The 12056-nt window shown below is 73.6% G+C and carries 6 protein-coding genes and 1 pseudogene; 5 read left to right on the top strand and 2 right to left on the bottom strand.

Translation table 11 applies throughout. From position 1 onward, the window contains the following. Nucleotides 1-8 precede the first annotated feature (8 nt). The gene (locus ACFY32_RS25485; RefSeq protein WP_359198009.1) at nt 9-1745 is read right to left on the bottom strand and encodes an IlvD/Edd family dehydratase; all 1737 of its coding nucleotides are present in this window, start codon (nt 1743-1745) and stop codon (nt 9-11) included. Between the two features lie 104 nt (nt 1746-1849). Between ACFY32_RS25485 and ACFY32_RS25480 the strand changes: the two genes are divergently transcribed. Beyond that, entirely contained in the window at nt 1850-2593 is a 744-nt protein-coding gene (locus ACFY32_RS25480) for an FCD domain-containing protein (protein WP_359198012.1), read from the top strand. A gap of 80 nt (nt 2594-2673) precedes the next feature. Here the strand turns inward: ACFY32_RS25480 and ACFY32_RS25475 are convergent, their stop codons facing one another. Next, complete coding sequence (locus ACFY32_RS25475) at nt 2674-3354, bottom strand: NAD(P)H oxidoreductase (RefSeq protein ID WP_390675357.1); 681 nt, start codon at nt 3352-3354, stop codon at nt 2674-2676. A 105-nt stretch (nt 3355-3459) separates the two neighbouring features. Between ACFY32_RS25475 and ACFY32_RS25470 the strand changes: the two genes are divergently transcribed. The 4 genes and pseudogenes from ACFY32_RS25470 to ACFY32_RS25455 all read left to right on the top strand — a co-directional run bounded on the left by ACFY32_RS25470 (nt 3460) and on the right by ACFY32_RS25455 (nt 12053). Beyond that, nucleotides 3460-4431, top strand: coding sequence for an AraC family transcriptional regulator (locus ACFY32_RS25470; protein WP_359198018.1), 972 nt, complete (start codon nt 3460-3462; stop codon nt 4429-4431). A 154-nt stretch (nt 4432-4585) separates the two neighbouring features. Continuing rightward, nucleotides 4586-4891, top strand: coding sequence for a hypothetical protein (locus ACFY32_RS25465; protein ID WP_359198021.1), 306 nt, complete (start codon nt 4586-4588; stop codon nt 4889-4891). 283 nt (nt 4892-5174) lie between these two features. After that, nucleotides 5175-5391, top strand: a pseudogene (locus tag ACFY32_RS25460) (IMP dehydrogenase); the annotation flags it as partial. Nucleotides 5392-5909: 518 nt separating this feature from the next. Then, nucleotides 5910-12053, top strand: coding sequence for a beta-ketoacyl synthase N-terminal-like domain-containing protein (locus ACFY32_RS25455; RefSeq protein ID WP_390675356.1), 6144 nt, complete (start codon nt 5910-5912; stop codon nt 12051-12053). Nucleotides 12054-12056: the final 3 nt, after the last annotated feature.

The raw sequence follows: 12056 nt of genomic DNA, 5'->3' as shown, positions 1-12056 counted from the left end.
GGGCGGGCTCAGTGGGAGTCGCGGGGGACCTCGTGGCCCCGGCCGCCGCGCAGGAAACCGAAGTCGGCGCCCCGGTCGGCCTGTTCCACGTGCTGGGTGTAGAGCCAGGTGTAGCCGCCGGTGTACTGCTCGGCGGGTGCCTGCCACGCCTGCCGGCGCCGGGCGAGTTCGGCGTCGTCCACGTCCAGGCGCAGGGTGCGGCGGGGGACGTCGAGGACGACCGGGTCGCCGTCGCGCACCAGGGCGAGCGGCCCGCCGACGGCGGCCTCGGGCGCCACGTGCAGCACCACGGTCCCGTACCCGGTGCCGCTCATCCGGCCGTCGCAGATCCGGACCATGTCCGTGACGCCGGCCTTGAGCAGCTTGGCGGGCAGCGGCACGTTGGAGACCTCGGGCATCCCGGGGTAGCCCTTGGGCCCGGCGTTGCGGATGACGACGACGGTGTTCTCGTCGATGTCGAGGTCCGGGTCGTCGGCCACCTCGTGGTACGCCTCGGGGGAGTCGAAGACCCGCGCGGGGCCGCGGTGGGTGAGCAGGTGCGGGGACGCGGCGGACTGCTTGATCACGGCGCCGTCGGGGCACAGGTTGCCGCGCAGGACGGCGATACCGGTGCCGGCCGGCTGGAAGGGCGCGTCGAGGCCGGTGATGACGTCGGAGCCGACACGTTCGGCGCCCTCGGTGTTCTCGGCGACCGTGCGTCCGGTGACCGTGATCTGCTCGCCGTGCAGCAGCCCGCCGCCGAGCAACTCGGCCAGGACGGCGGGCAGTCCGCCCGCGTAGCAGAAGTCCTCCATCAGATATCTGCCGCTGGGCATCAGGTCGACCAGGGTCGGCACCGCGCGGACCAGCTCGTCGAAGTCCCGCAGGTCCAGGTCGACGCCGACGCGTCCGGCGATGGCGGTCAGATGGATGACGGCGTTGGTGGAGCCGCCGATGGCCGCGTTGACCCGGACGGCGTTCTCGAACGCCTCCCGGGTCAGGATCAGCGAGGGGCGCAGCTCCTCCTCCACCATCCGTACGACGCGCTGCCCCGCCGCCTGCGCGGTCTCCATCCGCCGGGCGTCGACCGCGGGCCAGGCCGCCGAGCCCGGCAACTGCATGCCGAGCGCCTCGGCCAGGCAGGCCATCGTGGAGGCGGTGCCCATGGTCATGCAGTGCCCGTGGGAACGGGCCATGCAGCCTTCGGCGAAGAAGCACTCCTCCTCGGTCATCCGGCCGGTCTTCAGGTCCTCCTCGAACTTCCACACATGGGTGCCGGACCCCACGTCCTGGCCCCGGTACTTGCCGTTGAGCATCGGCCCGCCGGTGACCATGACGGCGGGCAGGTCGACGCTGGCGGCGCCCATGAGCATGGCGGGAGTCGTCTTGTCGCAGCCGGACAGCAGCACGACGCCGTCGAGCGGATTGGCCCGGATCAGCTCCTCGACCTCCATCGCCATCAGGTTGCGGTACAGCATCGCGGTGGGGCGCATCAGGGTCTCGCCGGTGGCCATGGTGGGGAACTGCAACGGGAAGCCGCCGGCCTGCCACACCCCGCGCTTGACGGCTTCGGCGACGCGGGTCAGATGCGCGTTGCACGGGGCGAGTTCGGAGGCGCTGGTGGCGATGCCGATGACGGGACGCCCGTCGAACACCTCGTGCCCGAACCCCTGGCTGCGCATCCAGGAGCGGTACACCATCCCGCCGCGGCCCCGCGCGCCGAACCACGCCTGGCTGCGGCGGCTGGTCTGCTGACCGTCGGTCATGTGGCACTCCCGTGGCTCCGGCGTCGTCCGCTCCGCGATGGGGCGCTGTCGGGTGCGGACCCGGGGGCCGTACCCTGTGACGCAATCATTAAATGATTCGATGAATGGCGTCCAGGGGGCGGGCAGAGATCGTGGTGCACTTCCTGACCATGCACCAGCGCGTGGTCGACGAACTCGGGCGGCGCATCACCGGCGGCGCGTGGGGGCCGGGGGACGCGCTGCCGGTGGAGGACGCGCTCGCGGCCGAGATCGGCGTCAGCAGGGGAGTGGTGCGGGAGGCGGTCAAGGCGCTGGTGGCCAAGGGGATGCTGCGCGTCCGCCCGCGCACCGGCACGCGCGTGCTGCCCCCCGGGCAGTGGAACCACCTCGACCGTGACGTGCTGCGGTGGCAGCAGGCCGGGGACGCCGCGGCCCTGCTGCGCGACACCGGTGAGCTGCGCCGGATCGTCGAGCCGGAGGCGGCCCGGCTCGCCGCCGGCCGGGCCGGCCCCGACGACGTACGCGTCCTGTACGCCGCCCTGGCGGCCATGGAGACCGCGGCGGCGCAACCCGGCCGCCGCGGCTACGTCGAGGCCGACATCGCCTTCCACCGGGCCCTGCTCGACGCCAGCGGCAACCGTCTGCTCGGCTCCCTCGGCCGCGCCGTCGACATCGCGCTGGAACACAGCTTCCAGGTCAGCACCCGGACCCCCGGCGCGGTGGAGGCGTCGCTGCCGGGTCACCGCGCCGTCGTACGGGCCGTCGAGGCCCGCGATCCCGAGGCCGCGGCGGCCGCCGTGCTGGCCATCGTCGAGGCCGCCGAACAGGAGATCGCCCGGTCGCCCGGACTGCCGGACGACGCCGTGTGACGACAGGCGGCCCGGCCGCACCGGGGCTCGGCGCCGTGCCGCGCCGTGCCGCGCCGTGCCGTGCCGCGCGGCGCCGGCGGTCAGGCCGCCGCGGGTTCCTCGGCGAGGAACTTCTCCAGGTACTCCCGGGCGCGTTCGTCGAAGGCCGCGTACTGCGCCTCTCGCTCGGCACCCGCGACCGCTTCGCCGACCAGGAGGTTGCCCTCGGCGTCGACGCGCTGCGGGCGCTCCTCGGCGTCGGTGAGCAGGCCGACGGCGGAGTGGGAGAAACCGCAGTAATAGGCGATGCCCTCGCTCAGATTGGCCTCCAGGACGGCCTTCATCCCCTCGATGACGGGATCGTCGGCGGTGGCGCCGGCCAGGCCCAGCCACAGGATGCGCTTGCCGGCCAGTCGGGGCTTGCTGCGGCCGTAGGCGAACCCGTAGTTCCATACGCGGTCGATCCAGCCCTTGAGGACGGCGGGCACGTTCTGCCAGAACACCGGGAAGACGGCGACGACGACATCGGCGGCGAGCAGGCGCCGCATGTGGGCGTGCGCCTCGTCCGAGTACCGCTTGTCCCGGTCGCCCCAGTCCGGCTGGTCCGCCACCGTCATCCGCGGGTCGAACCCCTCGGCGTGCAGGTCGAGCAGGTCGACGCGGTAGCCGGCGGCTTCGAGCCGGGCGGCGGCCCGGCGGGCCGTGTGCGCGGTGAGGGAATCGGTGCGGTGATGGGCGACGACGACGAGGGCTGTCTTGGTCTGGCTTTCCTGCTGCGGCACAGTGGCTCCCGGCTGGGTCTCGGTCGGTGCGATGACTCCAGTACAACCAGGGCGGCATGGATGATCCATGGGGGAAACGCTCCAAAACATAGGCCATCGTCTACGGTGGCTGCCATGGACCCTCTGAGTTCGCTGCTGAGCGGCATCCGGGCCGAGGGGTCGGTGGTCAGCCACGCCGTGCTGACGGTGCCCTGGACCATCCGCTTCGCCGACGCCGCGCCGCTCACCATGATCAGCGTGCTGCGCGGCGGCGGCACCCTGCTGCTGCCCGGCGGCATCGAACGAGCGGTCGGCGCGGGCGACACCGCCATCGTGCGCGGCCCCGAGCCGTTCCACCTCGCGGACCGTCCCGCCACCGTGCACGGCCCGCACGCCGCGTACGAGATCGCCTGCTTCGCCGCGCCCGGGGAATGCTCCGCCGAGGAACTGGGCGGCATCCGGTGGGGCGCCGACGACAAGGACACGACCGCGCTGATCGTGGGCGCCTACCGCGCCTCGGGCCACCGCCACGAGCGACTCCTGAAGGTCCTGCCGCCCGTCCTGGTGGTCGAGGAGGACGCCGAGGTCTGTGCCTGGCTGGAGACGGCCGCCGCCGACGCCGCGGACCGCTCGGCCGGTTCGCAGGCGCTGATGGACCGGCTCCTCGACTGGGCCCTGGTGTGCACGCTGCGCACCTGGTTCGACCGGGCGGGCGCCGACGCGCCCGCCTGGTACCGGGGCCTCGCCGACCCGGTCCTCGGCCCCGCCCTGCAGTCCTTCCACGACCGGCCCGCCGAGGCGTGGACGGTGGCCTCCCTGGCCGCCCGGTCCGGCGTCTCCCGGGCGCTGTTCGCCAAGCGCTTCACCCAGTTGATGGGCCGTCCGCCCCTGGCCTATCTCACCGAGTGCCGCCTGGACGAGGCCGCGGCGCTGCTGGCCGACACCGACCTCGGCATCGGCCTGATCGCCAAGTCCGTCGGATACGCCGACGCGTTCGGCTTCAGCGCCGCGTTCAAACGCCACAAGGGCCTGAGCCCCAGCAGGTTCCGCGCCGCGACCGCCGCGGCGGCCCTGGACCCGCCCCGACGCAGGAACTGACCGGTGCCCGCTCCCCGTTCACCGGCGATCGCCGGCCGGGCGGGTCCGAAGATTGTCGAGGTCATGTCCTGATGCGCTGTTTAGGCGCGCTCAGCCGGGCACCCGTGGGGCCTGAGATCCCGATCTTGGGATCTCCTACCGAAAGGGCTTCCTCATGAGTGCTGTGAATCCGGTCGGCAACGCGGGCCACCACGCGGGCACTGACACGGTCGCCCCCCGGACGCGCCGTCTCTCCACCGAGACGAAGGCTGCCTTCAAGACCACCGAGTTCTTCGCCTACGTCGCCGCGGTCGTCGCGGTGCTGATCGCCTCCATGGTCGTGGGAGACGACGAAGGCCACGCCGACTACTTCCGGGCCGACAAGGCGTGGCTTTACATCGTGGTCCTCACCGTCGGCTACATGATCAGCCGGGGTCTGGCCAAGTCCGGCAGCCGCGACCCCTATGACGAAACCCGCTGAGCACCTACAGCGTTCGTAGCGAAGGGTCCCTGCGCTCCGTGAGCGACAGGGGCCCTTCCGCTTCGACCCGCACGTCCGTGAGCACGGCGATCTTCGGGGTAGACGGGTTTCATGTTCTTCTTCAGCAATCGCATCGGCTGTCTGGGTTCCCTGCTCATCAGCGCGACAGCGACCGCCATTCTGTACCTGCTCCTTTCCCGCTGACCTCCGCTCGGTCCGCGGTGTCGGACGGCGGTCGTGGTGCAGACGCACGTTGCGCTCGGCCAGGCGGTGCGGAATCACGGGCACCGAGCAGTCCATGCGGCAGGCGCTGCGCTCCACGCGGCCCGGCGGCAACGTCGGCTTCGTCGGCGTCCCTCACGGCGTGGCGGTGGACGGCGCCGAACTGTCGCATCGACCCCGGCAAGGTCTTCGGCCTCACCCTGCCGCTCGAACGGGTGGCCGACGCCTACCGGGCCATGGACGAACGGCGCGCCATCAAGGCCCTCCTCAAGCCCTGAGCCGGCCGTTCCACGGCACCCGCGACACCGACACGCGTCGGCTGTGGCGGGTGCCGTGCCGTGTCGGGGGTCGGTACGTGGGTGTCCGGCCGGAGACGGCGGCACGGCAGGCCGCCGGTGTGTCCCACGGCCTGCGCTTCCAGGTCGGCGGGGGCCCGGTGCCGCACGGTCGGGAAAGCCGTGACCATCACTCTTTACAGTGACGGTGCCGCCGACCCAGGTACGGCCCGGCCGGCTCCTCGCTACGGTGGCGCGGTGTTCGTTACCTCGTACGTCCGCTTGGAGGCGGACGTCGTCCAGACCTCTTCCGCCCGCCCGCACACCGGTGCGTCCCGGCGGTCACCGGGCACGGCGACGGCGCCGCCGCACGGCCGAGGCAAGCCGGGCTCGCCGAAGCGGGGGACACCGTAGCGACGCCCGGTCCGGGCAGCACGCACGCCTGCCGCACCCCCGCCCGTCATGCGCCCCTACGAACCGAAGAGGTGTCTGTGCCTTCGCCCACGCACGCATCCCGTCCTGTGCCGACCGACCGGCGGCTGGCCCGCGAACCGATCGCCGTCATCGGCATGGCCGGCAGATTCCCCAAGGCCGGCGACGTCCAGGAGTACTGGGACAACATCGTCAAAGGACGCGACTGCTCGGACATCGTGCCGGAGAGCTGGTGGAAGACCGAGCAGCACTACGACCCGGACCCGTTCGCCGAGGACAAGACCTACTGCCGGCACGGCGGGTTCCTCACCCCCGAGATCTTCGACCCCCGCGAGTTCGGCGTGCCGCCCAACACCCTGGACTCCACGGGCCTGGTGCAGTTGCTGAGCCTGGTCGTGGCGAAGGAGACCCTGCTGGACGCGGGCCGCGGCCGCGAGCAGTGGTACGACCCGGCCCGCACGGGCGTCGTGCTCGGGGTGTGCGGCACCAACTCCACCCTGATCCCGCTCGCCACCCGGCTGCTCGCCCCGCAGATCACCGAGACGATGACCCGCCTGGGCTTTCCCGAGGAGGAGGCCCGCCGCGTGGTGCGGACGCTGCTGGCCGCCCTGCCGGGGTGGACGGAGGACTCCTTCCCCGGCATCCTCGGCAACGTCGTCTCCGGCCGGGTCGCCAACCGGCTGGACCTGCGGGCCGCCAACCACACCGTGGACGCGGCCTGCGCCAGTTCTCTCGCCGCCCTGCGTTCCGCGGTCGACGAACTGGTCGGCCACCGGGCGGACCTCATGCTCACCGGAGGCTGCGACGCGGACAACTCGATCGTGACGTTCCTCTGCTTCAGCAAGACACCCGCCCTCTCCCTCAGCGGCCGGGCACGGCCCTTCGACGCCGAGGCCGACGGCACACTCCTCGGCGAGGGCGTCGGCATGCTCGCCCTCAAACGGCTCGCCGACGCCGAACGCGACGGCGACCACATCTACGCCGTCCTGCGCGGCCTCGGCGGCTCCAGCGACGGCCGGGGCCAGAGCATCTACGCCCCCTGCGGCACGGGCCAGCTCACCGCGCTCCGCCGGGCCTACGAGGACGCGGACTGCCCGCCGCGGTCGGTCGAGCTGATCGAGGCGCACGGCACCGGCACCCGCGCGGGCGACGAGGTCGAACTGACCGCCCTCGACGAACTGCTGGCCGGCTCCGACGACCGGCACCACACCGCGATCGGCAGCGTGAAGTCCCAGATCGGCCACGCCAAGGCGGCGGCCGGAGCCGCCGGGCTGATCAAGGCGGTACTCGCCCTCCACCACAAGGTGCTGCCGCCCACCATCAACGTGCGCACCCCCAATCCGCGGGCGGCCCGCGAGGACGGGGCCCTGTACGTCAACACCGTCGCCCGCCCCTGGGTCCGGGACCCCGCCAGGACCGTACGGCGGGCCGGGGTCTCCGCGTTCGGCTTCGGCGGGGTGAACTACCACGCCGTCCTGGAGGAGTACACCGGCACCGGCGACGGCACGCGCGGCGAACCCGATCGCCCCCTGCACGACACCCCCCGCGTCCACCTCTGGCACGCCCCGGACGCCTCCGCCCTGCTTGACGCCCTGGAGCGGGGAGACGCCCCGCGGCGGGAACCCCCGCCGGCCGACCACCCCCGCATCGGCTTCGTCGCCACGGACCCGGCGGAATACGCCGACCTGCTCGCCCTCGCCGCGGACCGGCTCCGCGCCGAACCCGGCCGGGACGAGTGGAGCCACCCCCGCGGCGTCCACTTCCGCTCCGCCGCCCTGCCCACCGGCATCAGGACCGCCGTGCTCTTCCCCGGGCAGGGCAGCCAGTACGTCGACATGGGCCGGCCCGCCGCCCTCGCCCTGCCGCCGGTACGCAGGGCCTTCGACGAGGCCAACGCGCTGTTCCCGCCGACGGACAGCCTCGCCCGCACCGTCTTCCCGGCGCCGGGCACCGCGGAACCCGGGGCACTGGAGGCGCGCCTGCGCCGCACCGCCTACGCGCAGTCGGCGATCGGCGCGCTGTCGATGGGACAGTACCGGTGGCTGCGCGAACTCGGTCTCGCCCCCGACGGCTTCCTCGGGCACAGCTTCGGCGAACTGACCGCCCTGTGGGCGGCCGGCGCCCTGACCGACGAGGCGTTCACCGCCCTGGCACGGGCCCGGGGACTGGCCATGGAACCCCCCGCGGGACAGGACGCCGGGGCGATGGCCGCGGTACGGATGCCCGCCGAGGACCTGGCGCGGGCACTGGCCGACCACCCGGAGCTGGTGGTGTGCAACCGCAACGCGCCCGACGAGCACACCGTCGGCGGACCGACCGCCGCCGTCCGGGACTTCACCGGCCGCCGCGCCGCCGAGGGCGTCCCGGCGCACCTGCTGCCGGTCGCCGCCGCCTTCCACACCGCGCACGTGCGGCACGCCGTCGAAGCCTTCGCCGAAGCCTGCTCCGCGACGGACTTCGCCGAACCCCGCGTCCCGGTCTACCCGGGCACCGCGGGCGCCCGCTACGGCCGCGGTGCGCAGGCCGACCGGCGCACGCTGGCCGAACAGCTCCGGGAACCGGTGGACTTCGCGGCCCGGCTGGAGGAGATGTACGAGGACGGCATCCGGATCTTCGTCGAATGCGGTCCCGGGCAGACCCTGACCGGACTGGTGCGCAGGACCCTGGGCGACCGGGGCGTGGAGACGATCGCCTGTGACGCCGGTGCCCGCGCCGACGGTTGCGCGGCGCTCCACCAGGCCGCCCTGAAGCTGGCCGTGCTCGGACTGCCCCTGACCGGCTTCGACCGGTACGCCCGGCCCCGCACGGCCGAGCGTCCCGCCCCCTCGAAGATGGCCAGGGTGCTGGACGGCCCGAACTTCGCGACGGTGCCGCTGCGGCAGGATTACGAACGGCAGCTCGCGCAGGCGAAGGCGGAGGAGGAACAGGACCGCCACGCTCACCGGGCGGAGGTGCCGGTGGCGCCGGCGGCCGTACCCGAGACCGACCCGCTCACCCGGGCCGCCGCCGACCACCTCGCCGCCCACACCCGCTACCTCGACAGCCAGACGCGCACCGCGGAGCGGCTGACCGGACTCCTCGCTCAGCGCCCGCTCGACGACACCCTGGCGGCGGCCATCAGCACCGTCACCGACCACAGCGTCGCGCTGGGGGAGAGCCACGCCAAGGCCGGCGAGGCCGTCGCCGCCATGCTGCGGCTCGCCCACGACGGACGGCCGCCCACCGGAGGGGACGCGGACGCCGCGCCCACGACCGCGACCGGGACGGGCCAGGGACAGAGGCAGGACCAGGAACAGCCACCGGTCCCGCTGGTCCCCCGGCAGGAAGCCCCCGGGGACCGGACGGCCACCCCCGAGCCGGGCTCCGTCCCCGAGCCACGGGCGGGCTCCCCCCGTTCCGCGCTCGCCCAGTTGTGGGCCGCAGAGCAGAGCGGAGAGGGGCTGACCGGGGAAGCCACCATGGACGCCGGCACGGTGGACCCGGCCGAACTGGAGGAGGCGTTCCGCCGCGTGGTCGCCGAGAAGACCGGCTACGACACCGACATGATCGAGCCGGACATGTACCTCCAGGAGGACCTGGGCATCGACTCGCTGAAGCTGGTCGAGATCGGCGCGGAGATGTGGCGCCGCTACCCCGTGATCGGCCGTACCGAGATGTACCGCCTCAGCGAGGCCGGGACCGTCGGGCGACTGGAGGAGATGCTGCACGAGATCCTCGCCCGCCGGCCCCGGCTGGTCCTGGGCACCCATGCCCCGGGGACCGGACGGGTCTTCGTCACCCTCCGGGACCTGCCGCCCGCCGACGTGTGCGTCGACGCCTTCGCCCCCCGGCCCCGCGCCCTGCTGCTCGACGACGGCGGTGACCTGCCGGGCATCCTCCGGAACACGCTCGTCGCACGGGGCTGGGAGGTGTGCCGGCTGACGCTGCCCGGCACCGGCCGGCCCGGCGAAGGGACCGGTACCGCCGCCCGGCCGGCCGACTGGGGGGAACCAGCGCTGGCCTCGGCCATGGAGGAGGCGCTGGACGGGGCCGCACGGCTGGACCTGTGCGTGCTGCCGGTCAGCCGTACCGCGGACACCGACGCCGACACCATGCTCGACCGACTGCGGCACGCGGTCCTGGTGGCCAAGCACACCCGCCCCCTGCTGGAGGCCGCCGCGGCGGACGGCACCCGTACCGCGCTGGTGACGGTGACCCGACTGGACGGCGCCCTCGGCTATGCCGGGTCCGGCGGCGACCCCCTCGCCGCGCTCGCCGGCGGCCTGGGCGGCCTCGTGAAGACCTTCGCCATCGAGGCGACGCCGGTGTTCTGCCGCGCGGTCGACCTCGCGCCCGACCTGCCCGACGAGGACGCCGGCGAGGCTTTCGCCGCCGAACTGGGCGACCTCGCCACCGACGTCCGGGAGATCGGCGTCGACGCGCGGGGACGCCGTACCCCGGTCGTCTCCGCCGACCCTCCGCCGCGCCCGGCGGAACCGGACCGGGCCGTGGAGTTCACCGACGACGACCTGCTGCTCGTCACCGGTGGCGCCAGGGGCATCACCGCCTGGTGCGTCCAGGCACTGGCGGCCGAACACCGCTGCGGCTATCTGCTGTTGGGCCGCACCCCGCTGGAGTCCGAACCGGAGTGGGCCGACGGGCTCACCGAAGCGGAACATCTGCGCGCCGCCCTCGCCGAGCGGGCTCGGCAGTCGGGCGAGGACCCGGACCGGGACGCGGTCCGCGACAAGCTGGAGGACGATGTCCGACGGCTCCTGGCCCAGCGCGGCATCCGCTCCTACCTCGACGCGCTGCGCGCCCACGGCGTGGAGGCCGCCTACGTGTCCGCGGACGTACGGGACCCGCGGGCCGTGTCCGCCGCGCTCGCCCCGTACGCCGCACGGATCACCGGCGTGGTGCACGGTGCGGGCGTCCTGAGCGACCGGTCGCTGGCGGAAGTCACCGCCGAGTCCGTCGCCCCGGTGATCGACACCAAACTCGCCGGCCTCCACTCGGTCCTCGGCGCCCTGGACACCGACCGGCTGCGTCACCTGATCGTGTTCTCCTCCGTCACCGGCATCTGGGGCAACGTCCGGCAGGCCGACTACGCACTGGCCAACGAGAGCCTCAACCGCTTCGCCTGCGCCTTCCAGGCGGCCCACCCGCGCTGCCGGGCCCTGCCGCTGGCCTGGGGCCCCTGGGCCGGTGGCATGGCCGACCGGGTCATTGAGATGTTCACGGAGATCGGCGTGCCCATCCTCAGCCGGGAGGACGGCTGCGCCCACTTCCTCACCGCGACGACCGCCGGCGCCCCCACGGGCACCGTCACCGTCATCGGCCCCACCTCGCCCCTGCACCACCGCCAGGAGCACCTGCCCGCGGGCGGCCGCACCGCCCATCGGTCGCTGCGCGGCATCGCCGCCGAACCTCTCCTGCGCGACCACTCCTACGGCGGTGTTCCGTTGCTGCCCATGACCGCCGCCGTGGGCTGGGCCCTGCACGCCGTCGAACGCGCCCACGGCGGTCGCCGCCCCGTCGTCGAGTGCCGCGACATGCGGATCACCCACGGCCTGACCTTCCCCGACGGCCACGAGGAGGGCTTCCGGCTCCGCATGGTCCCCGAGGACGACCCCGCCGACGTCCGGGTGACCGTCCACGACACCACCGAACGGGCAAGGCTGCGCTTCGAGGGTTCCTTCCGGATCGCCGAACGGCCCGGCGAGCCGGAGAGGCTGGACATCCCCGAGTGCACGGCCGACGGGGACCCGCATCCCGGCTATGCCGACGGCAGGCTGTTCCACGGACCCACCCTACGGGGCCTGCGCGACGTGCTCGTGGCGGAACCCGACCGGTTCGTGATCGCGGCCCGGATGCCCGACCCGCCGTTCGCCGAGGGGGCGTACGCGGGCCTGCTGTACAGCCCGGCACTGTCCGACCTGCTGTTGCAGGCCGCGCTCCTGGCTATGGTCCGCGGTACGGACGACACCGAGGACGTCCCCCTGCCGGTCTCCGTCGAACGCCTGGAACTGTTCGCACCCCTGCCCGACGACGAGCCCTTCGCGGTGAGCGTCGAGGTGCACGACGACGACAACCGCTCACCGTTCTTCTCGGAGTGCACCCTGACCGCGTGCGCCGCCGACGGCCGGGCTCTGCAGCGGTGGCACCGGACGCGGGTGCTGTGGGTCGCCCCCGGCGCGATCACCGACAGCATCGCCCCGCCGGTCGGCCGCGCCGCGACCGCGGGCCGGAACTGAGGG

Origin of the sequence: Streptomyces sp. NPDC000134, assembly GCF_042899225.1 — a bacterium.
Lineage (GTDB): Bacteria > Actinomycetota > Actinomycetes > Streptomycetales > Streptomycetaceae > Streptomyces.
The sequence above is the reverse complement of the archived record's forward strand: the minus strand, read 5'-3'. Positions and strand labels throughout refer to the sequence as shown.